Annotated in this window: 25 protein-coding genes and 1 pseudogene; 11 read left to right on the plus strand and 15 right to left on the minus strand. The window is 62.7% G+C overall.

Annotation, left to right across the window (positions count from 1 at the left end):
- The first annotated feature begins 242 nt into the window (after positions 1–242).
- The 4 genes and pseudogenes from AC2CGW_RS07175 (at position 243) to AC2CGW_RS07190 (ending at position 2,860) form a co-directional block, all read left to right on the plus strand.
- Positions 243–398: a hypothetical protein gene (locus AC2CGW_RS07175; RefSeq protein WP_411382581.1), complete on the plus strand. Its 156-nt coding sequence runs from the start codon at positions 243–245 to the stop codon at positions 396–398.
- Positions 365–502: pseudogene (locus AC2CGW_RS07180) on the plus strand (LLM class flavin-dependent oxidoreductase); the annotation flags it as partial. The gene AC2CGW_RS07175 and the pseudogene AC2CGW_RS07180, both read left to right, overlap by 34 nt.
- A 75-nt stretch (positions 503–577) precedes the next feature.
- The gene (locus AC2CGW_RS07185; RefSeq protein WP_411382580.1) at positions 578–1,531 is read left to right on the plus strand and encodes an ABC transporter substrate-binding protein; all 954 of its coding nucleotides are present in this window, start codon (positions 578–580) and stop codon (positions 1,529–1,531) included.
- Between the two features lie 9 nt (positions 1,532–1,540).
- On the plus strand, positions 1,541–2,860 hold the full coding sequence (locus tag AC2CGW_RS07190) for an LLM class flavin-dependent oxidoreductase (protein ID WP_484573769.1): 1,320 nt from the start codon (positions 1,541–1,543) through the stop codon (positions 2,858–2,860).
- A gap of 60 nt (positions 2,861–2,920) precedes the next feature.
- On the opposite strand, the gene AC2CGW_RS07195 is transcribed toward AC2CGW_RS07190, so the two are convergent.
- Together AC2CGW_RS07195 and argC are read right to left on the minus strand one after the other, a co-directional pair.
- On the minus strand, positions 2,921–3,607 hold the full coding sequence (locus AC2CGW_RS07195) for a GNAT family N-acetyltransferase (protein WP_186664383.1): 687 nt from the start codon (positions 3,605–3,607) through the stop codon (positions 2,921–2,923).
- Between the two features lie 86 nt (positions 3,608–3,693).
- Positions 3,694–4,629: an N-acetyl-gamma-glutamyl-phosphate reductase gene (gene argC / locus AC2CGW_RS07200; RefSeq protein ID WP_288377290.1), complete on the minus strand. Its 936-nt coding sequence runs from the start codon at positions 4,627–4,629 to the stop codon at positions 3,694–3,696.
- A 130-nt stretch (positions 4,630–4,759) separates the two neighbouring features.
- Here argC and AC2CGW_RS07205 point away from each other — a divergent pair, with 130 nt between their 5' ends.
- The gene (locus tag AC2CGW_RS07205; RefSeq protein ID WP_186708354.1) at positions 4,760–5,641 is read left to right on the plus strand and encodes a LysR family transcriptional regulator; all 882 of its coding nucleotides are present in this window, start codon (positions 4,760–4,762) and stop codon (positions 5,639–5,641) included.
- Positions 5,642–5,728: 87 nt separating this feature from the next.
- Here the strand turns inward: AC2CGW_RS07205 and AC2CGW_RS07210 are convergent, their stop codons facing one another.
- Complete coding sequence (locus tag AC2CGW_RS07210) at positions 5,729–5,935, minus strand: tautomerase family protein (protein WP_186664387.1); 207 nt, start codon at positions 5,933–5,935, stop codon at positions 5,729–5,731.
- A gap of 18 nt (positions 5,936–5,953) precedes the next feature.
- Positions 5,954–6,688 (minus strand): SDR family NAD(P)-dependent oxidoreductase, encoded by a 735-nt coding sequence (locus AC2CGW_RS07215; protein ID WP_186664389.1) that lies wholly within the window; start codon positions 6,686–6,688, stop codon positions 5,954–5,956.
- Between the two features lie 124 nt (positions 6,689–6,812).
- Here AC2CGW_RS07215 and AC2CGW_RS07220 point away from each other — a divergent pair, with 124 nt between their 5' ends.
- Positions 6,813–7,733, plus strand: a complete 921-nt coding sequence (locus tag AC2CGW_RS07220; protein ID WP_186719534.1) for a LysR family transcriptional regulator — start codon at positions 6,813–6,815, stop codon at positions 7,731–7,733.
- Between the two features lie 5 nt (positions 7,734–7,738).
- Here the strand turns inward: AC2CGW_RS07220 and AC2CGW_RS07225 are convergent, their stop codons facing one another.
- The 4 genes from AC2CGW_RS07225 to AC2CGW_RS07240 all read right to left on the minus strand — a co-directional run bounded on the left by AC2CGW_RS07225 (position 7,739) and on the right by AC2CGW_RS07240 (position 11,956).
- Positions 7,739–8,365 carry a TIGR04211 family SH3 domain-containing protein gene (locus AC2CGW_RS07225; RefSeq protein ID WP_186664393.1) on the minus strand — a complete coding sequence of 209 codons (627 nt, stop codon included), beginning with the start codon at positions 8,363–8,365 and terminating at the stop codon, positions 7,739–7,741.
- A 246-nt stretch (positions 8,366–8,611) separates the two neighbouring features.
- Positions 8,612–9,985 carry a nucleotide 5'-monophosphate nucleosidase PpnN gene (gene ppnN, locus AC2CGW_RS07230; protein WP_484573770.1) on the minus strand — a complete coding sequence of 458 codons (1,374 nt, stop codon included), beginning with the start codon at positions 9,983–9,985 and terminating at the stop codon, positions 8,612–8,614.
- A gap of 121 nt (positions 9,986–10,106) precedes the next feature.
- A complete protein-coding gene (pncB, locus tag AC2CGW_RS07235; protein ID WP_186664395.1) occupies positions 10,107–11,309 on the minus strand; it encodes a nicotinate phosphoribosyltransferase in 1,203 nt (400 codons plus the stop codon).
- Positions 11,306–11,956 (minus strand): nicotinamidase, encoded by a 651-nt coding sequence (locus tag AC2CGW_RS07240; RefSeq protein ID WP_186708339.1) that lies wholly within the window; start codon positions 11,954–11,956, stop codon positions 11,306–11,308. The genes pncB and AC2CGW_RS07240 overlap by 4 nt, the downstream gene beginning before the upstream one ends.
- Before the next feature lie 134 nt (positions 11,957–12,090).
- Between AC2CGW_RS07240 and AC2CGW_RS07245 the strand changes: the two genes are divergently transcribed.
- Both AC2CGW_RS07245 and AC2CGW_RS07250 read left to right on the plus strand, forming a co-directional pair.
- Complete coding sequence (locus tag AC2CGW_RS07245; protein WP_186664397.1) at positions 12,091–12,792, plus strand: NUDIX hydrolase; 702 nt, start codon at positions 12,091–12,093, stop codon at positions 12,790–12,792.
- 65 nt (positions 12,793–12,857) lie between these two features.
- A complete protein-coding gene (locus tag AC2CGW_RS07250) occupies positions 12,858–13,289 on the plus strand; it encodes a hypothetical protein (RefSeq protein WP_288377295.1) in 432 nt (143 codons plus the stop codon).
- A gap of 47 nt (positions 13,290–13,336) precedes the next feature.
- On the opposite strand, the gene pbpG is transcribed toward AC2CGW_RS07250, so the two are convergent.
- The 3 genes from pbpG to AC2CGW_RS07265 form a co-directional block, all read right to left on the minus strand.
- Entirely contained in the window at positions 13,337–14,263 is a 927-nt protein-coding gene (pbpG, locus tag AC2CGW_RS07255) for a D-alanyl-D-alanine endopeptidase (RefSeq protein WP_288377296.1), read from the minus strand.
- Positions 14,264–14,535: 272 nt separating this feature from the next.
- A complete protein-coding gene (locus AC2CGW_RS07260; protein WP_054891266.1) occupies positions 14,536–14,718 on the minus strand; it encodes a hypothetical protein in 183 nt (60 codons plus the stop codon).
- Positions 14,719–14,823: 105 nt separating this feature from the next.
- Positions 14,824–15,162, minus strand: coding sequence for a hypothetical protein (locus tag AC2CGW_RS07265; protein WP_054891267.1), 339 nt, complete (start codon positions 15,160–15,162; stop codon positions 14,824–14,826).
- 161 nt (positions 15,163–15,323) lie between these two features.
- Between AC2CGW_RS07265 and AC2CGW_RS07270 the strand changes: the two genes are divergently transcribed.
- On the plus strand, positions 15,324–16,145 hold the full coding sequence (locus tag AC2CGW_RS07270) for a shikimate 5-dehydrogenase (protein ID WP_484573771.1): 822 nt from the start codon (positions 15,324–15,326) through the stop codon (positions 16,143–16,145).
- 41 nt (positions 16,146–16,186) lie between these two features.
- Here the strand turns inward: AC2CGW_RS07270 and AC2CGW_RS07275 are convergent, their stop codons facing one another.
- The 3 genes from AC2CGW_RS07275 to AC2CGW_RS07285 form a co-directional block, all read right to left on the minus strand.
- Positions 16,187–16,429, minus strand: coding sequence for a hypothetical protein (locus AC2CGW_RS07275; protein WP_186664402.1), 243 nt, complete (start codon positions 16,427–16,429; stop codon positions 16,187–16,189).
- Positions 16,430–16,527: 98 nt separating this feature from the next.
- Entirely contained in the window at positions 16,528–17,055 is a 528-nt protein-coding gene (gene gloA, locus AC2CGW_RS07280; RefSeq protein ID WP_186719521.1) for a lactoylglutathione lyase, read from the minus strand.
- 226 nt (positions 17,056–17,281) lie between these two features.
- Entirely contained in the window at positions 17,282–17,650 is a 369-nt protein-coding gene (locus tag AC2CGW_RS07285) for a histone-like nucleoid-structuring protein, MvaT/MvaU family (RefSeq protein WP_186664406.1), read from the minus strand.
- Between the two features lie 354 nt (positions 17,651–18,004).
- Between AC2CGW_RS07285 and AC2CGW_RS07290 the strand changes: the two genes are divergently transcribed.
- A complete protein-coding gene (locus AC2CGW_RS07290) occupies positions 18,005–19,294 on the plus strand; it encodes an OprD family porin (RefSeq protein ID WP_484573772.1) in 1,290 nt (429 codons plus the stop codon).
- A gap of 65 nt (positions 19,295–19,359) precedes the next feature.
- The gene (gene cobF / locus AC2CGW_RS07295) at positions 19,360–20,109 is read left to right on the plus strand and encodes a precorrin-6A synthase (deacetylating) (RefSeq protein ID WP_186664410.1); all 750 of its coding nucleotides are present in this window, start codon (positions 19,360–19,362) and stop codon (positions 20,107–20,109) included.
- An 8-nt stretch (positions 20,110–20,117) separates the two neighbouring features.
- Here cobF and AC2CGW_RS07300 read toward each other — a convergent pair whose 3' ends face one another.
- Entirely contained in the window at positions 20,118–20,468 is a 351-nt protein-coding gene (locus tag AC2CGW_RS07300) for a response regulator (RefSeq protein WP_186664412.1), read from the minus strand.
- Between the last annotated feature and the right edge of the window lie 119 nt (positions 20,469–20,587).

Consider the following 20,587-nt stretch of genomic DNA (forward strand, 5'->3'; position numbering starts at 1 on the left):
GACGATCATGGGTAAACCCTAGCAACTGCCTGAATATTCTCAAAATTCAAATTACTCATAAGCTAATATGCAAAACAAGTATTTAAAAGTGGCGTGGCATGATCTGCGAAATCTGCATTTTGAATGCATTAGGTTATGCCTAAAACGAATTTCACAGGGTGTGATCAAGTGGTTAGCGTATAAGTAAGTCGGCAATTAGATTCAAACGCTATAAAAACCTAACTGACCTTGGGACACCTGCAATGAGCGTTCAATTCATCGGCATGATCGGCCATCGCCTGTCATCGGATATCCTGGCTCCCAACGGGCCCGTCTTCGACAACGACTACATCGCCCGTTTTGCCCAGGCCCATGAGCAAGTCGCGATGCCTTGCAGGCCTATTACGACCTGGGCGTGACCAGCTTTCTCATTCGCGGCTTCGACCCGCTGGCCGACGCCGAGGACTATGGCCGCATACTGATTCCGTTGACCCGCGCCAAGGTGGCAGCGCGCAACGCCTGACATTCACTGTTACACGCGACGAGACCGCACGCGCGGATCGCCCTGACTTGCCCGATGCGGCATCTGGAGACGAACGTGCGTTATCTCAAACAACTGGCCGCCGGTGTGCTGGCCACCTCGATCAGCCTTGCGGCTGTCGCGCAGACCCTGGTGGTCGGCGACCAGAGCTACAACGCCCGTGCCGTGATGGAAGCGGCCGGCGTGCTTGACGATTTGCCCTATACCCTGGAGTGGAAGCAGTTCACCGCCGGCTCCCCTGTGGCCGAGGCGCTCAATGTCGGCAGCCTCGACCTCGGCCTGTTGGGGGATGCACCGCCGTTGTTTCTTGGTGCACTCGGGGCGCCGATCAAGGTGGTGGCGGTGTCGCGGCAGAACCTCGAAGGCGTGGCGATCCTCGCGCGCAAGGATTCTGACATTCATAGCCTGGCCGACCTCAAGGGCAAGCGCGCAGCGATCTGGAAAGGTTCCTGGAGCCAGCAACTGCTGTTCAGCGCCCTCGACAAGGCTGGCGTACCCCGCGACGCATTGGAGCTGCGCTACCTCAGCGCCCTGGACGCCTCCCATGCGCTGGATGGCGGCTCAGTCGATGTGATCGCGACCTGGGAGCCTTATGTCACCCAGCAGGAGCGCCAGGGCGCACGGGTGCTGGCCACGGCCGAAGGGATCATCCCGGCGCAGAGTTTCGTGGTCGCCAATGCCAAGGCGGTGCAGGACAAGCGGGCGCAGATCGCCGACTTCCTCCAGCGCCTGAAGAAGGCGCGTCAATGGACCCTGAGCGACCCGGCACACACCGAAGCGTACGCCGACGCCTGGGCCAAGCGTACCCGTGCCGACGGCGACATCGCCCGCGCCTGGTTCGCCCGCGCGCGCACCGACCTGGCACCGCTCAACGCGCAGGTGATCACCGATGCGCAGAAGACCGTGGACTTCTTTGCCGGCATTGGCCTGATCAAGGGCTATCCGGCCGCGAGTCTGTTCGACACTTCGTTCTCGGCGGCGCTGCAGGACAGCTCCGTCACCCAGCACTGAGGCCCCGGCATGAGCAAGCGACAGATCAAACTGGGCGCCCTGACCATGGGCTGTGGTGGCCCCGGCCGACACAACCTGTGGCTGGACCCGGCGCTGCCTGCCGACGCCAGCGTCAGTATCGACTGGTACATCGATATTGCCCGCCAGGCAGAAGCTGCGCTGTTCGACCTGATCTTCATCGTCGACAGTCAGTTCATCACGCCAGGTTCGCCGTCCCATTACCTCAATCGCCTCGAACCTCTGACCCTGCTCTCGGCTTTGGCTGTCAGCACCCGTCATATCGGCCTGGTCGGCACCCTGACTACCTCCTACAACGCGCCGTTCAACGTCGCTCGGCGCCTGGCCTCGCTGGACCTGATCAGCAAGGGGCGTGCCGGTTGGAACGTGGTCACCAGTGGCGATGCCGGCACCGCCGGCAACTATGGGCTGGATGAGCATTACGACTACGACACCCGCTACAGTCGTGCCCACGAGCATGTCGAGGTAGTGCAGAAGCTCTGGCATTCCTATGAAGACGATGCCTTCCCACGGGATCGCCAGAGCGGGCGCTTCCTCGACCCCGCCAAGCTGCACAGCCTCAATCACAAGGGTGAGCATTTCTCGGTGGTCGGCCCGCTGAATATCCAGCGCTCGCCCCAGGGCCAGCCGGTGATCTTCCAGGCCGGGGATTCCGAGCAGGGGCGTGACCTGGGGGCGGCGACGGCGGACGTGATCTTCACCCACGCTGCAAGCGTCGAGCAGGGCCAGGCGTTCTACCGGGACGTGAAGGATCGCGCCGCACGCCTGGGGCGTGATCCTGAGCAGGTGCTGGTGCTGCCGGGGGCCGAAATCTATGTAGGTGATACCGACGAGCATGCCCGCGAGATCGAGCGTCACTATCATCAGGCCGATCACAGCTTCGAGCTGGCGCTGAAGGAGTTCGGGCGTAACTTCGGTTGGCACGATTTCAGCCAGTACGACCTCGATGCGCCGTTTCCGCAGCAGAGCCTCGAGTTTGCCCGCAGCAGTTTCTTCACCAATGCCAAGCGCATCGCCGACCAGGCGCGGGACAAGGGTTTCAGCCTGCGCCAGGCAGTGGAGTTCGGCCGCCAGCTACGCCCAGGCGCCTTCGTGGGCTCGGCGCAGACGGTGGCGGCGAAGATGGCCGACTGGTTCGAAGCCCGGGCGCTGGACGGGTTCAATATCTACATCGGGCATCCGGGGCAGTTCCGACGCTTTACCCAGGAGGTGGTGCCGTTACTGCAGGAGCGAGGTGTCTACCGAACGGCATACGAAGGGACGACCCTGAGGGAGAGCCTGGGGCTAGCCATACCGCGCTTCGCTGGTTGAACCTGGCCGCTTCGGCGATGGCCTCACTGGCCATTTCCGGAAGCGGCAACCCGTTTCGGCTCAATGCACGCGCTTGCGCGTCGCCACGCAGGCCTGGGCCTGCAGCGTCAGTTCGTCAAGGTGCTCATCGCGCTGGCGCTCGGCGTCGATCATTGCCGCCTCGCCATGCTGCTTGAGCAGATAGGCGTGGATCTGACGCACTTCCAGGGTCTGGTAGATGGGCGCAATGTCCAGGCGTCCGACCAGCGCGCCGCTGGCCTTGCCGGTGCTGCTCATCAGCACTTGTGGCCCGGTGGCGCTCACGACCTGCAGGCCCATGGCCTCGAACCAGGGTACGGCATGAGCAAAAGCGCTCATCTCCACGCAGCTGTAGCGCGCCCGCAGGTCTGTCAGCAACCCACGGGCGATGCCTTCACGACGGTGGTCAGGGGATACGGCGAGAAACGCCAGAACACACGCGTGCTGATCATCCTGGGCCGGCAGGGCGAGGGCGAAGCCCAGCAGTTGGTCCGGGGCCTCGGCGTCCAGCGCCAGGACCAGCTCCACGGCCAGGCCACGGGTGCCGTCCAGGGCCTGCAGGTATTGGTGGACTTCGAGGCCGACACCGTACTGGTACAGCGGATACAGCGGGTTGTCCGCGGTGATGGCGACGCTGCTCAGCGCGCCGACATGTTCGATCACCAGCTGGCGGATCTGGTTCTGGAAGGATTCGGGCGGCACGCCGTCGAGGCGGCTCAGGATGAACATCGGGGGGGACAGGCTCCGGCGGTTGAACTGACCCCGCGCCTGAATGACGCGGGGTGTACAGTCTAACCGCTTTTACCGGCTTGGCCTCACTGGCGCAACGCGGCCAGCATCAAGTCGAGGTTCTGCACTGCAGCGCCCGAAGCACCCTTGCCCAAGTTGTCGAACACGGCCGTCAGCAGGACCTGCCCGTGCTCGGGATTGGCATACAGTGCCAGGCGCAGGTCGTTGCTGTCGTTCAGGGCCTGCGGGTCCAAGGGGGTCGCAGGCCCTTGCTGGTGCAGGGGCATTACCTGGACATGGCGTGCGCCCTGATAGTGCTGTTCGAGACAGGCCTGCAAGTGCTCGGCGGTGACGCCTGGCGACAACAAACGCAGCTGCAGCGGGATGCTCAACACAATCCCCTGGCGATAGTCGCCGTAGCCTGGCAGGAACATTGGGCGTGCGCTCAGGCCAGCGTGGGCCTGGATCTCCGGGACATGCTTGTGCGCCAACTCCAGACCATAGAGCTGCAGGGCCGGAGCAGGATCACCGCCTGACTGCTCATGGCGCTCGACCGCAGCGCGACCGCCACCGGAGTAGCCGGAAATGGCATGTACGCTCAACGGGTAGTCCGCAGGTAGCAGGCCGGCGCGCACCAGTGGCCGCAGCAGGGCGATGGCACCGGTCGGGTAGCAACCGGGGTTGCTGACCCGTGTGGCCTGGGCGATGCGCTCGGCCTGCTGCTCGTCCAGCTCCGGCAAGCCATAGACCCATCCAGGGCTGGTACGGTGCGCAGAGCTGGCGTCGATCACTCGCACCGCCGGATTGTGAATTGTCGCCACGGCCTCGCGTGCGGCGTCGTCGGGCAGGCAGAGCAGGGCAATATCGGCGCTGTTGATGGCCTCGCGGCGGCGCTGCGGGTCCTTGCGCTCGGCCTCGGGCAGGGTCAGCAGGCGAAGGTCGCCGCGACCGTGCAGGCGGGCATGGATCTGCAGGCCGGTGGTGCCTTGGTCGCCGTCGATGAATATCAGGGGCTGGTGCATGGTGGAGATCCGCTCAGGAAGGAAGTAGGTGTATCCTCGCGGTTGTTTGATCTGAAGAAAATTTGAATATCATGATGACGATGTTCAGTTTAACTGAATCAGGACATTCAACCGGACAAGGAGCAGCATCCTGCGAGAAATCAGCCTCGATCGCCTGCGCACACTGGTGGTGATCGCCGACCTTGGCTCCTTCGCCGAGGCCGCTCGCCAGTTGAACCTGGCACCACCGACCATCAGCCTGCACGTCGCCGAGCTTGAAACGAGGGTGGGGGCAGCGCTGCTTACCCGAACCCGCGGGCAGGTACGGCCCACGGTGGTCGGCGAAACCCTGCTGACGCGTGCCCGTCGGCTGCTGGCCGATGCCGACCAGGCGCTGGATGAAGTGCAGCGTCAGGTGGCCGGATTGACCGGGCGGGTGCGCCTGGGCGCCTCCACTGGCGCCATTGCCCACCTATTGCCCAGTGCGTTGGCGGCCCTTCGCAGTGAGCATCCGGGTATCGATGTGCAGGTTCAGGTGCTCACGTCGCAGGCATCGCTGGCGCGCGTGCGTGACGGTAGCCTGGACATCGGCCTGGTGGCGCTGCCGCAGGTGGCAGTGAAGGGGGTCAAGCTTACCCCGTGGCGACGCGACCCGATCATGGCCTACCTGCCTGCCGACTGGCAGCCGCCGGCGCGGGTGACACCCGCCTGGCTCGGGCAGCGTGCACTGATTCTCAACGACAGCACCACGCAGCTTTCGCGGGTGACCAGCGATTGGTTCGCGGCAGCCGGGCTGTACCCTGAGGCGCGCATCGAGTTGAACTACAACGATGCAATCAAGAGCCTGGTGGCTGCGGGTTATGGCGCGACATTGCTGCCGCAGGAGGGGGAGGCGCCTGAACTGGACCGGCGCATCGCTCGACGCCCGTTGCGACCGGGGTTATGGCGGGCGCTGGGGATCGCCTGCCGCGAAGGGCAAGTGGAGCGGGCCACGGGGCATGTGCTGGAGGCGCTGGAGCGCTTGCGGCAATGACGGTCTGTGTCGGGTGTGGTCACAGGCATGTACCACAGTGATCTTTGGGCGGGCTTGCCCGCCAAAAGATCACTGCGGTGATGCGGGTTAGCCCCGCTCGCGCTTGCGCACCACCGTCACTGTCTCGCCACCCACTCCCCAGTTGTCGGTGGGCACTTCCTCGATCACCACGAAGGTACTGGCCGGTGGCTTGTTCAGCACCCGTTCCAGCAGTTCGGTGGTGCCTTCGATCAACAGGCGTTTGTGCTCGGCAGTGACCCCTTCGTCGGTCACACGGATATGAACGTATGGCATGGCAGGCTCCTCGGGTTTTCAGTGCCAGGTACCGGCGGTGCCACCGCCGTCTACCGGAAGTACGACGCCGCTGACGAAACGTGCGTCGGTCAGGTATAGCACGGCATCGACGATGTCCTGCGGCTTGCCGGTGCGCCCACTCGGCGACAAGACACCCAGGCCTGCGACGTCGTTGTTGTGCAGGGGCGTCTCGATGATCCCCGGAGCCACGGCATTGACCTGCACGCCGCTACCGGCCAGTTCCAGCGCCAGGCCCTTGACCGCCTGGTTCAAGCCACCCTTGACGAGGATCGGCAGTGCTGCGGGCACTCGCACGTTAGGCTGCATGGCGACCGAGGCGGTGATCGCGACGATATGGCCATGGCCTTGGGCGCTCATGATCTTTGCCGCGGCCTGGGAGGGGTAGACGAAGCCCTTTAGGTTGGTGGAAAACAGCGCGTCGATGTCCTGCTCGGTGTAGTCGGTGAACGGTTTGGGAATGAAGATCCCGGCATTGTTGACCAGGATATCGACGCGGCCGAACACTTCCAGCGCTGTATCGAACAGCCGCTGTGCGGTGCTGGCGTCAGCGATGTCGCCAGCCACGCCGACGAAGGCGGCCGGGTTGCCCAGCTCGGTGGCGGCCTGGTCGAGGCGGGCCTGGGTGCGGGCGTTGCCGACCACATTGTCGCCACGTTCGATAAAGGCCTTGGCGAGGGCGAAGCCCAAGCCGCTGGATGCGCCGGTGATAACGATGGTTCTTGCAGTGCTCATGGTGGGGCTCCAGTTAAGCGAGCCGGTTGGCTCGTTGGTGGAGCCACTCTAAGACCTCATCTGGAGTTGAAAAATAAGGCGGATGGCATTTCAATCGATACTTCATGTAATTAATCGAGCTGTCATGACCCGCCATTTCGATGATCTTCAACTGGGCAGCCTCGAGCTGTTCTGCCTGGCTGCCGATACCGGGAGCTTCACTGCCGCTGCCACCGAGGCCGGGGTCACGCCGGCAGCGGTCAGTCGCTCGGTGGCACGCCTGGAAGAACGCCTGGGTGTACGGTTATTCGTGCGTACTACGCGGCAGATGCGCCTGTCCGATGCCGGCCAGGCGTACTACCAACAGTGCCGTCTGGCACTGGGGCAACTGGTTGAGGCCGAGCGCGAAGTTTCGGGTGGCCAGATCGAGCCGCGTGGGCGCCTGCGGGTCAGTGCGCCGACGCCTTACGCCCATCACCGTCTGTTGCCATGGCTGCCGCGTTTTCGCGAGCGCTATCCGCAAGTGCAGGTGGACGTGCATGTCAGCAATCGCAATGTCGATTTCGCCGAGGAGCAGTTCGACCTGGCCATCCGCGGACGTGAGCCTGCCGATTCGCGGCTGGTGGCACGGCGCCTGGAAAACGCCGAGCTGGTGGTGGTGGGGACCCCGGGCTACCTGGCGCGAGCAGGTCATCCGCAGGTGCCGGAAGACCTGGCGCGGCATGAGTGCATCCTGTTCGAGATACCCAGCAGCGGACGCAGTGCGCCCTGGACCTTTCGCCGTGACGGTGGCCTGGTGGAGATCGAGGTCGGCGGCTCGATCACCTGCCTGGGCGACTTTCTCGCCACCGCCACCCTCGCGCGACATGGTGCCGGCCTGATGCAGGCGTACCGCTTCACCGTGCAGGAGGCCCTGGACAGCGGTGAGCTGGTCGAAGTGCTACCGGCCTTCGGTGGTACGGCGCGGCCATTCACGTTGATCTACCCGCAGGCGCGGCACATGCCGCTGCGGGTGCGGCTGTTCATCGACTTCCTGGTGGCGGGTGGGCAATTACCTGCCACCTGATTGCGTCAGAACCAGCGGTCGTTGCGTTTACGCCCGCGGGTCAGCGCCGGCAGGATCAGGCCGGCCAGCAAGCCAGCACCGGCGATGCTGCCGCCGTAGACCATGTAACGCATCATCACCTGCTTGTTTTCGTCGCCCAGGCGCGCCTGGGTGTCGCGCAGGCTCGATTGCGACTGCTCGAGCTGTTCGTTGAGGGCCTTGGTGCGCGATTCCAGTTCATCGATCAGTGCTTTGCGCGAGTCCAGGGTTTCCTGCATGCCCTGGACGCGAGTCTTCCAGCTGTCGTCGATGGTCTTGAGCTGGCCGGACAGTTCCGCGACCTGAGCATCGAGTTGCGGCAGGCGTTCGCTCTGGCCGGGCACAGTCTGCAGGTCGCTGGTGAGGATCCACACCAGATCGCCGCTCTGGCCGCGAACCTGGCTGTAGTTGCCCTGGGTGCCGATCAGCGACACTTTCTGTCCGGACTTGAGCGTGCCGACGATCCGGTGACCATCGGTCGGGCCGCTGCGCACGTAGGTGCTCAGGCTGTCGCTGACCCAGCGTGCGTCGCTGGAGGGCTCTTCGGCGTAGACGGACGGCGCAGTGGCGAGCAGGGCGGCGAGGGCGAGGGTGGCGCGGCGGAATTCGGGCATGGTGGTCTTCGCTGAAACAGTACGGTTGGAGGCCCGGTGACTGGGCCGTGAAGCGGTCGGTGGATTGACCGTCAGCGAAAGACCGTTTTTTTGTAGGCAGGTTCACTGCTTTAGGTGGGAATCGTCTGCAAGATGTTGCGGGTAAGGGGCTTGATCAGCGAATGGCGCGTGGGTGGATCAATCGCAGCGGCGGTTTACCGCTGCGATCGATCCACCAACAGGTTGGCACTGGAGCTGCTGCCCGGCTCAGGTCACGACCTGGTAGCACGGCACATAAGCCGCACCGCCGGGCAGTTTCATCCGGTGCTGGTCGACGAAGGCCTGCAGCAATCTGCCCAACGGGTCGAGGATCGCCTGATCGCCGCGGATCTGGTATGGGCCGTGTTCCTCGATCAGGCGAATGCCCTTGTCCTTGACGTTGCCGGCGACGATGCCGGAAAACGCCCGACGCAGGTTGGCGGCCAGCTCATGGGGCGGCAGGTCGCGGCGCAGGGCGAGATCGGCCATGTTCTGGTGGGTCGGGTCGAACGGGTGCTGGAAGCCACCGTCGATCTTCAGCAGCCAGTTGAAGTGGAAGGCGTCGTTGCGCTCGCGGCGGAACTGCTTGACCGTCTTGAGCCCTTCGACCATGTGCCGGGCGACTTCGGCCGGATTGTCGATGATGATCTGGTAATGGCGCTGCGCCGCTTCGCCGAGGGTGGCGCCGACGAAGGCATGCAGTTGCTGCAGGAACGGCTCGGCGCTGCGCGGGCCGGTGAGAATGACCGGGAAGGGCAGTTCCTGGTTGTCCGGGTGCATGAGGATGCCGAGCAGGTACAGGAATTCCTCGGCCGTCCCAGCGCCTCCGGGGAAGATGATGATGCCGTGGCCGACGCGGACAAAGGCCTCCAGACGTTTCTCGATATCCGGCAGGATCACCAGCTCGTTGACGATGGGATTCGGCGCTTCGGCAGCGATGATGCCCGGCTCGGTCAGGCCCAGGTAGCGGCTGCCTTGCATGCGCTGCTTGGCGTGGGCGATGGTCGCGCCTTTCATCGGGCCCTTCATGACGCCCGGGCCGCAACCGGTGCAGACGTCCAGCTTGCGCAGGCCCAGTTCATGGCCGACTTTCTTGGTGTACTGGTATTCCTCGCTGCTGATCGAGTGACCGCCCCAGCACACCACCATCTTCGGCTCCACGCCCGGACGCAGGGTGCGGGCGTTGCGCAGCAGGTGGAATACGTAGTCGGTGATGCCCTGGGAGCTTTCCAGGTCGATGCGCTGGCTGGCCAGTTCGCTTTCGGTGTAGACGATGTCGCGCAGGGCGCTGAACAGCATTTCGCGGGTGCTGGCGATCATCTCGCCATCGACGAAGGCATCGGCCGGGGCGTTGAGCAATTCCAGGCGCACGCCGCGATCTTGCTGGTGGATGCGGACCTCGAAGTCCTTGTAGGCCTCAAGGATGGTCTTGGCATTGTCGACATGGGCGCCGGTGTTGAGGATAGCCAGGGCGCACTGGCGGAACAGGGTGTAGAGACTGCCGGTACCGACTTCGCTCAGTTGTTGGACTTCACGTTGCGACAGCGTCTCCAGGCTGCCTTTGGGGCTGACGGAGGCGTTGATGACATTGCGTTGGGGCATCTAAGTCTTTCCTGTGCGGGTAAAACATCCTTCTTTGACAACACCATACCGACAATTGCACGCGGCAACGAGGGGGGAAGGCAAAGATTCGGCGCTTGGCTCATTGCCAGCGCACGACGGCTCAGACGGGCACCTTGAACACATGGCGCAGGTAGGCGACGAAATTCGCGTCCCGGCACTGCGTCTTGCCGGGGCTGTCGGAGATTTTTGCGACAGGGGCGCCGTTGCAGGCGGTCATCTTGATCACCACGTTCATTGGCGTCACGCCGGGAATGTCACACGTCAGGTTGGTGCCGATGCCGAAGCTGACGTTGATCCGCCCGTGCAGCGCGCGGTAGAGCTGCAATGCCTTGGCGAAATCCAGGCCGTCGGAGAAGATCAGGGTCTTGCTCAGCGGGTCGATGCCCAGGCGCTCATAGTGCGCGATGGCTTTTTCCGCCCAGGCCAGGGGATCGCCGGAGTCGTGGCGCAGGCCATCGAAGAGCTTGCCGAAATACAGGTCGAAGTCCTTCACGAAGGCATCCATGCCGATGCAGTCGGTCAGGGCGATGCCGAGCAAGCCCCGGTATTCACGCACCCAGCATTCCAACGCCGCGACCTGGCTATCGACCAGGCGCGGACCGAGTTGCTGGTGGGCCATGAACCATTCGTGGGCCATGGTGCCGATGGGTTTGAGTTCGTATTCCCGGGCCAGGTGGACATTGCTGGTGCCAACGAAACGTCCGGGGAAGTCGCGCTTGAGGATATGCACTACCTGATCCTGTACAGGATAGGAGAAGCGTCGGCGGGTACCGAAGTCAGCGAGCTGGAACCCTGCCAGCTCATCGCTGCTGGCGTGCGTCTTGAGCCAGTCGAGTTTCTGGTACAGGCGCTCGCCCACCTGCGCCATCGTCACTTCGCGATAGCGGTAGCGATTACGAACCTCGCAAATGATTGCCAGTAACGGGATTTCATAGAGGATCACGTGCAGCCAGGGGCCGCGAATACGGATCGCCAGTTGCCCCGCATCGTCCAGTCCGACCTGGACATAGCGCAGGTTGAAGCGAAACAGGCTGAGGAAACGAATGAAGTCCGGCTTGATGAAGGGGATTTTTTCCAGGTAGGCCAGCTGGTCGTGGGTCACCGAGACCTCGGCCAACTGTTCGATCTGGTAGCGGATCTCGGCAAGGTAGGGCGAGAGGTCTTCGTCGTTGCGGCAGCGCAACTCCCACTCCACCTCGGCGTTGGGGTAGTTGTGCAGCACCGCCTGCATCATGGTGATCTTGTAAAAGTCGGTGTCCAGCAGGTTCTGGATAATCCGTGGGGCAAAAACGTCGTTGCTCATGGGCGGGGCTCCTTGAACAGTGCGAGCTGGCGGTCCAGCTCGCCTTCATCGGCGCACAGTACTACCCCGGCGGCAGCCAGCTCGCTGCAGGCAGCTTTGGCGCCGGCGTCGCTTAGTGCTCGGCAGGCGGGCAGGTAGAGCAGCACATGGAATCCGGCGCGGTTCAGTTGCAGCGCGGTGGCGCGCACGCAGTAATCCAGGGCCAGGCCGCCGACCAGCACGACCTCGACGGCGTAAACCTTGAGGTACTCGATCACCCCGGTGGAGCGGCGCTCGGCCAGGTCGTGGTAGCAGGCGCCGTAGGGGTGCAGGTCGGGCTCCACGCCTTTCCAGACGAAATAGTCGTAATCGATCGGGGCAGGCAGGCCGTGCAGCAGTTCGAAACCTGGTGTGCCGGGCACGCAGTGGCTGACCCAGGTGAGGTCGGCGTTGGTCAATGCCAATGGCTGAAGCATCTGCGCGGCATCGCCCACCACCCAGGCGGCATTGGCTGGGTGGGCATCCTTGCTGCCCAGGCGCAGGTCGGCACGACTTGCCATGGCATTGAGCGCCGGTGCGATCAGGTGACCGCCGGGTACCGGCAGCTCCTGCGGGGCGTTGGCGGTAAAGCCGTTCTGGGCATCGACGTCGAAACTGGCGATCTTCATCAGGACTACCTCAACTGGAATGCCTATATATTTCATCTGGTGTTATAAGTGTGTCAAGCGTCCTCGTTTATGGAGTAGGGCTTGCATCACAAAAAATACCTGGTGGAATATGGGGTGTGGAACGAGGAGTCGAGATGAGCGCAGTTGAAGTCATGGCCAGCGTGGATATCGTTGCGCTGCGCCTTGCCCCGGATTTGCAGGGGTTGCAGGTGTTGTTGCACCGCCGCGATCGAGAGCCGCATCGGGGGCAGTGGGCCTTGCCGGGTGTCATCGTCAACGGCAGCACGCCGGACAATAGCCTGGATGCGGCGGCCGAGCGGGCGCTGCAAGAGAAGGCACAGGTTCGGCCTCGGTACATGGAGCAGGTCGGCACCGAAGGCAACGCGTTTCGTGATCCGCGTGGTTGGTCGTTGAGTACCTACTACCTGGCATTGCTCGATCCGGTGCAGGCCATCGTCGGGGAGCAGTTGGCTTTCTTCGACCTCGACAGCCTATCGACCCGCAAAGTGCTGTTGCCGTTCGATCATGGGCTGCTGGTGCAGCGCACCCGCGAGCGGCTGGCGGCCAAGAGCCTGTACAGCAGCCTGCCTCTGTATCTGCTGCCGACGCGTTTCACGGTGCTCGATGCGCTGGGTGCGGCGCAAGCGTGCCTGGGGCGGCCGGTGAACAACACGTCGTTGCGCAAACGTCTGGAGCGTCTGAGGGAGGCAGGCTGGGTGCGTGATACCGGCGAACGCAATCAGCCACGACTGGGCCGGCCCCAACAGCTTTACGAGTACCTACCGCAAGGCGTGGGTCCGTTTCTGTTCGACCGTAGCCTGTTGCCGGAAGCATGAAGGCTCAAGCATGGCGTTTGGCGGCCGATATAGCGGTCAGGTCAAAATCCTTGCGGAGAAGGAAAATGGTAGGGATCACAAGTGTCAACCTCACCGGCGCGAATGTGCAGTCGTCTGCGCTGCAGACGTCCGCCCAGGCCAGCGACACTGAAAAGAGCAGCAGCTCGGCTGGCGGCGCCCAGGTCGCCATGCCGGCACCGTCTGACAAGGCCGACAAGGCCAGGAGCAGCGGCAGCAGCAGCGAGCCGTCACACATCCGCCAGTTGCGTGAGCTGATCAAGCAAATGCAGAAGCAGCTGGCCGACGCCCAGAAGCGGCTGTCCGAGGTTCAGGCGCAACCGATGGACGAGAAGGCCAAGCTGGCTGCGGTGGCTGGTGTCCAGGCGCAGATCGCGACCATCAGCGGTCAGATCCAGCAGGCGACCGCGCAGTTGCTGCAGGCCTTGAGCAAGCTGAACAGCAGTAGCTCCGGCAACTTGATCAGCACCATTGCCTGAGGGTGAGGGCAGGCGGACCCGCAACGGGCCGCCCTGAACCTGGTGACTTACTCGGACGCCACGCGCGAGCGGTTCTGGCGGTCTGACTTGTACTGCATCGCCACCGCCGGCGCCGCCTTGGCCGAGCCGGTTTCCAGCCATTGGCGCAGGCGCCCGGCATCGGCGAAGTGGGTGTACTTGCCGTAGGCGTCGAGAATCACCATCGCCACCGGGCGGTTGTCCATCTTGGTCAGCAGTACCAAGCAGTGCCCCGCCTCGTTGGTGAAGCCGGTCTTGGTCAGCTTGATGTCCCAGTTGCTCTTGTTCACCAGATGATCGGTGTTGCGAAAGCCCAGGGTGTAGTTGGGTTTGCGGAAGGCTACGGTCTTCTCGCGGGTGGTCGAGAGCTCGCTGAGCAGCGGGTAGTTGCGCGAGGCGATCAGCAGCTTGGCCAGGTCATGGGCGGTGGACACGTTTTGCGTCGACAGGCCGGTTGGCTCGACGTAGCGAGTATGGCTCATGCCCAGGCTACGAGCCTTGGCGTTCATCGCCTTGATGAACGCGCCATAGCCGCCGGGATAATGGTTGGCCAGGGTATTGGCTGCGCGGTTTTCCGATGACATCAGGGTAATCAGCAGGGTTTCGCGACGGTTCAGTTCGCTGCCGGGGCGTACGCGCGAAAAGACACCCTTGAGGTCAGGGTTGTTGGCGGTGGTCATGGTGAGCATCTCGTCCATCGGCAGCTTGGCGTCGAGCACCACCATGGCGGTCATCAGCTTGGTGACCGAAGCGATGGGCACCACGCGGTCGGCGTGGCTGGAGTACAGCTCTTTGTTGGTATTCAGGTCGATCAGCAAGGCGCTGCCGGAAGCCAGGTGCAGTTTGGACGGGTCGCGTTGTGCCTGGGCCGGGGATTGTGCAGCAGCGGTCGACGGAAGGATCGCGGTTCCTGTGAGCGCCAGCAGCAGGCTGAGGATGGACAGGGAAGTTTTCACGTTGAGGCTCACTAATAGTTGGTATGTCGTTGGCTGTGCAAGGGTTTCCCCCGAAAACCGCTGCATTGTGGAGTATGGCTCAGCGGCTGTCGATTGCTCGTCCAGGCCCAGCGTCGAAATGAAAAAACCTTCATGCTGTATCGGTTTTTCCCGCCTGTTGCGACAAATGCTCCCCGCGCTTTCGCATAGGCGAAAAAAAGCCCGCCAAAGGCGGGCAGAAAGAAGCGTAAGGAGCAACGCACAACACATGAAACAGTCAACAAAAACGCTGGTCAGGCGGTAAGGGTGCCGGCCTGCAGCTGTTCGGCCATGGCCTGGGCCTTGGCGCGGGAATCCAGAGGGCCGCTGACGGGCTCGCCGTTGCGCATCAGGTACCAGCAGGCCAGCAGGCCTTGAGCGCGCAAGGGAGCAGGGACAGCACTGCCGACGACAGACATGATGTGGATAGTGGCCATGTTGGACCTCCTGTGAAACATGGCCCTACCTTACGCAGCAGCCGACGCTGTTTGAAATCAACTTGCTCGATAGTGGTCATTACTTTTTTCAACGACAAGGGCAGGTCACCAGCGCGGCGGGCCGTAGTACACCGGCGGCGGGCCGTAGTAGCGGCGATACACCGGCGGTGGCGCGGGTACATAGCGCTCGACGACATAGGGCTGGTAATACACCGGCGGCGGTGGCGCCTGCACATAGACCGGAGGCGGCGGATAATAGGCCGGCTGGCGTTCGACATAGACGGTACGGTCATGGCCGCCGGATACTGCTGCCCCGACCACGGCACCGACCACGGCTGCACCGAGTACAGGGCCTGGGCCCCAACCGCCGCCATGGGCGGCTGCCTGCCCGCTGACGGCCAGTGCGCCGACCAGCAGGGCGATTCCGGGGATGAGACGGTTCATGAATGAATCCTCGCGATGACCCCACACTTGGGGCTTATCAATAAGACCGCGAAATCGGTAAAGAGAGCACAGGCGCAAGGTAAAGGTTGTGTAAGGGGCGACTGACGGTCAGGTCTGGTACGCTCGCAGAAACGATTCAGTCATCAGCGACAGGAGCAGATATGGCGATTGCACCTAGCAGGGACACGACACTGTGCATTTCCCTGGCCGGACGCCCGGGCACTTTCGGTGTGCGTTTCCACAACCACCTATACCAGCACCTGGGTTTGGACTACTACTACAAGGCCATGACCACCCAGGACCTGCCTGCGGCAGTGAATGGCATCCGCGCCTTGGGTATCCGCGGCTGTGGTGTATCCATGCCCTACAAAGAGGCGTGCATGGCCCTCGTGGACGAGATCGATCCCTCCGCGGCGGCTATCGAGTCAGTGAATACGCTGGTCAACACCGACGGTCACCTGAAAGCCTACAACACAGATTACCTGGCGGTGCGCCAACTGCTGGAGTCGCACGAGGTCGATCCGGCCACGGCCTTTGCCCTGCGCGGTAGCGGCGGCATGGCCAAGGCGGTGGCCAGTGCACTGCGCGACGCAGGTTTCAGCGAGGGTCTCATCATTGCCCGCAACGAGCAGGCCGGGCGGCAGTTGGCGGACACCTGTGGGTATCGCTGGCAGCGCGAGCTGGGCGACCTGTGCCCACCGATGCTGGTCAACGTTACCCCCATCGGCATGGCTGGCGGCCCGCAGGCGCAGGAGCTTGCCTTCTCTCGTGAGGCGGTCGAGGCTGCGCAACGGGTGTTCGACGTGGTGGCCATGCCGGCCATGACCCCGCTGATTCTTCTCGCCAAGGAGCTGGGCAAGCCGGTGATCACCGGACTCGATGTGATCGCGCTGCAGGCGCTGGAGCAGTTCGTGCTGTACACCGGCATCAGGCCGACGTTGGCGCAGGTGGAGAAAGCGGTCGCTTACGCGCGCGACGCCTGAACGGGTGCCATCACGGGGATCCCCGTGATGGCTTGAGTACCTCAGAAAACCTTTTGCCCGTTGTCCAGTCGCTCGTCCACCAAGGCACGGCCGTGCGCGAGAGAAACATGCTGGGCGTTTTCCAGGTCCGAGAAGAACTTCATCGGCATCGACAGGCGCCTGCTGGTATGGCCTTCGGGATCGGTGATCAGGCAGCCGGCGGCATAGGGCAGGGGAGAGTCGGGATGGGGCATCACACTGGCGGTGATGATGTGCTTGCGGTACTCACAGTGAAGGGTTTGCATCGTCCTTACCTCGCTGTGCTGGTTTGGAAGCGCTCACCTCTATGTACCGCAGCGAGGGGCCGGAAGTTCCCGGCCCCGACGAGCGTAACCTGCGTCGGTCAGCCCTTCAGTTCGGTCGGCTGGATGACTTCGACCCAGTAGCCATCCGGGTCCTTGACGAACGCCAGGTGGTTCATGCGGCCATCCTGCAGGCGCTTCTGGAAAGGCACGCCCAGCGCTTCGAAGCGTGCACAGGCCACGCGTACGTCCGGCACCGAGATGCAGATGTGGCCAAAGCCGCGCGGATCGGTGTTGCCGTTGTGGTAGGCGAACTCGGCATCGTGCTCGGTGCCGTGGTTGTGGGTCAGCTCCAGCACACCCGGAATCGATTTCATCCACTGGTGACGTGCGGCGTCATCGGCAGGAATCTGTGCCGGGTCGACCAGGGCCAGGAAGTACAGGCTGAAGGCCGCCTCGGGGAAATCGCGCTTGTCTACCAGGCGAAAGCCCAGGACGCGGGTGTAGAAGTCCAGCGACTTCTCGATATCCTTGACCCGCAGCATGGTGTGGTTGAAGACGAATTGGGCGGTGGCGGTGTCTGGTTGGGCAGTGACGCCAGGCAGGGTTTGCAGATCGTTCAGGCTCATGGGGGCTCCAGAGACAAGGCCGGCGCAGACAGCGCCGACGGTGAAAACAGGACGGCCATGATACGGCAGTGAAGCGATTGCGCAAATGAAAGCGCCCTGCACGAGGCAGGGCGCTGGAATTAGAGGCCCGCATGTGCGGGCGCGTGATGGGGTCGCTAGTCCTTTAGCTGGTTCGATACTCACCCAGGCGATGTGAAAAAACTGTGAAGCAGGCGTGGATGTTTCATCAGCGTACCCAGGATTCCACCGTGGCCGCGCCGTACTGTTGCTTCCACGCTTTCAAGCCACGGTGGTTGCCACCCTTGGTCTCGATCAGCTCGCCGGTGTGCGGGTTCTCGTAGACCTTCACCACGCGCGGGCGGCGTTGTTGCTTGGCAGGGCTGGCCGAGGTTCTCGCGCTGGCTTTCTGGCTCTTGGGGTCGAGGATCGCGACAATGTCGCGCAAGCCCTTGTCGTAGCTTTTCATCAGCCCGAGCAATTTCTGCTCGAACTCGATCTCGCGTTTAAGGCTGGCGTCCTTTTTCATTGTCTCCAGTTGCGCGATTTGCTCCTGAAGTGCTTTTTCGGCCGCACGAAACTCTGCAAGTCTGGACACTTTCATCACTCCTGTCAGTCAGCCGTGGCATGGCGTGACGAACATGCAACAGTAATAAACGCCGGCCACGCGGATGGGTGAAACTGTTCGCTGAACAAGAGTGTAGACGTGGCCCGGTGTTCGGTAAACCTCAAACTTTTAGCGGCAAGTAAGGAACTTTCAGTGCACCGCGCACCGCAAACTCAGTGTGTTTTCCGGGTGTCTGCGACAACGCTCATACCATGGTCCAATGGCCCGAGGTAGAGCACCCGAGGAAAAATGGCCCGTAGTCTTCATTTAATGTCGAGTACGTCGTGGCACAGGTGCCCGATAGTGCATCAGCATGTTTCTCGTCTTTTCTGGATGTTCCCCTGCATGTTCTCTCCCTTTCCTCTCGCCCCTGGCCGCAGTGTTGCCGGCCTGTCCTTGTTGTGCGCGGCAGCCGGTGCACAGGCCGGTGGTTTTTTCGAAGACAGTCACGCCAAGCTCGAGGCGCGCAATGTCTATTTCAATCGGGACTTTCGTGACGGCCACAGCAGTTCCAGCCAGGGGGCTTCCAAGCGCGAGGAATGGGCGCAGGGCTTTATCCTCGATGCCCGTTCGGGCTATACCGACGGCACGGTCGGGTTCGGTGTCGATGCGCTGGGCATGCTCGGTTTCAAAATCGATTCCAGCCCCGCCGACAGCAACAGTGGGCTGCTACCCTCCAGCGGGCACGACCCGCGCCATTCTGCCGATCAGTACGCCAAGCTGGGTGTGGCGGCAAAGGTGAAGGTGTCCAGGACGGTGCTGCGCTATGGTGCGATGATGCCGGACATGCCGCTGCTCAAGTACAACGATGGTCGCCTGCTGCCCACCCTGTTCCATGGTGCGATGCTGACTTCCGAAGAAGTGCGCGACCTGAAGTTCACCGTGGCCCGCCTGGACAAGTACACCGCACGAGACTCCAGCGACCGCCAGGATATTCGCGTGCACTGCAAGAACAAGCGTTACGCCTGCGATATTGAGGCCGACCACTTCGATCTGGCGGGCGTCGACTACCGCGTCAATGATCGCCTCAGCGCCCAGTACCAAGTGTCGAAGCTGGAGAACATCTATCGCCAGCATTTCCTCGGGTTGGTCGCCACGCAGCCCTTGGCGGTGGGCGCGGTTTCGGCGGATGTGCGCTTGATCAAGAGCGACGATACCGGCAACGCCCGTGCCGGCGAGATCGAACACCGCGCGTTCAGCGGCATGCTCGGCTACAGCCTGGGCGGGCACAAGGTCAGTGCCGGCTGGCAACGCATGTATGGCGACAGTGCCATGCCTTACCTGGATGGCAGCAACCCGTATCTGGTCAACTATGCCCAGGTCAACGATTTCGCTGCGGCCGGTGAGCGCTCCTGGCAATTACGCTATGACTATGATTTCAAGGCACTGGGTATTCCCGGTTTGAGCTTCTTCACTCGCTATATCAACGGTGACCATATCCAGGTGCCCGGCAGCAGCGCCCAAGGCAAGGAATGGGAGCGTGACAGCGAACTCAAGTACCAAGTCCAGGGCGGCACCTTCAAAGACCTCAGCGTGCGTCTGCGTAACTCCACGTATCGCAGCAACTATGAACGATGGGCGCGCGACATGGACGAGACCCGGGTCATCGTCAGTTACAACTTCTCGGTGTTCTGAGGCACTTTGCCAAATGCCGCCGGGCGATGAACAATGATCGGCGGCAAGGGCAGCGAGGCAGTGCCATGAAGCAACTTCTGTTGATCGGTATAGGCCCGGGCGACCCCCGTCAGGTCACTTTCGAGGCCGTCGATGCGTTGCGCCGTGCAACGGTGTTCTTCGTGCTCGACAAGGGCGGCGACAAGGATGAGCTGTTGCGGCTGCGCAAACTCATTCTTGAGCGCTATGTTCCCGAGGGAAAGTATCGCCTGGTGCAGGTGGAGGATCCGCGCCGGGATGGGCAGGCCCAGGACTATGTCGGCGCGGTGCAGGACTGGCACCGTGCGCGCGCAGCCCTGTATGCCCGGATGTTCGAGGATGAACTGGGTGAAGACGATGTCGGTGCCTTTCTGCTGTGGGGCGAGCCGGGCCTGTATGACAGCACCTTGCGCATTCTTGACCGGGTGCGCGAACGCGGGGTGGCGCTGCAGCTTGAAGTCATCCCCGGGATCAGCAGTGTCCAGGCCTTGGCCGCGCGGCACCGGATCGCGCTGAACCGCATTGGTGAGCCGCTGACCGTACTGCCGGGGCGGCGCCTGGCCGAGCAGGCGGTGATCGACAACGTGGTGGTGATGCTCGACGGACAGTGCGCGTTCACCGCGCTGGATGACCCGGGCCTGACGATCTACTGGGGGGCTTATCTGGGAACGGCAGACGAGATTCTGGTGGCGGGCAAGCTGGCGGAGGTCAAGACACATATCGTGCAAGTGCGCGAGGACGCGCGGCGGCGCAAGGGCTGGATCATGGATACCTACCTGTTGCGCCGGGAAGGGTGAGGCCGAGGTCAGGGCACCCCGAGGATCCCCACGACCTTGTCACGCAGTTGGTCGATGCTGAATGGCTTGCCGATCAGATGCATGCCCTCGGACACACTGACGTTCTCGGCGTAGCCGCTGGCGAACAGCACCGGCAGCAGGGGCCGGATTTCCCGAGCTTTGGCCGCCAGCTCGTCGCCGCGCATGTCGGGGAGGCCGACATCGGTCATCAGCAGCGCCAGGGGCTGCGCGGTATCTTCAAGAATCTTCAAGGCTTCGGTGGCGTCCTGCGCCTCGATGGTGGTGTAGCCCAACTCGTCGAGCACTTCGACCATCAGCATACGAACGATGTCGTCGTCTTCGACTACCAGAAGGTGCATGGTTTGAATCCTGTCGCGTAAGGGAAATGTCTTTACTCTGTGCCTGCCGCACGGGCAGAAGTTCCTTCAGGATAGCGGCCCCTGCAATTGGATGGAACGATTGGCCGCGGATACCTTCA

Source organism: Pseudomonas sp. SYWMCR5, from assembly GCF_057197165.1.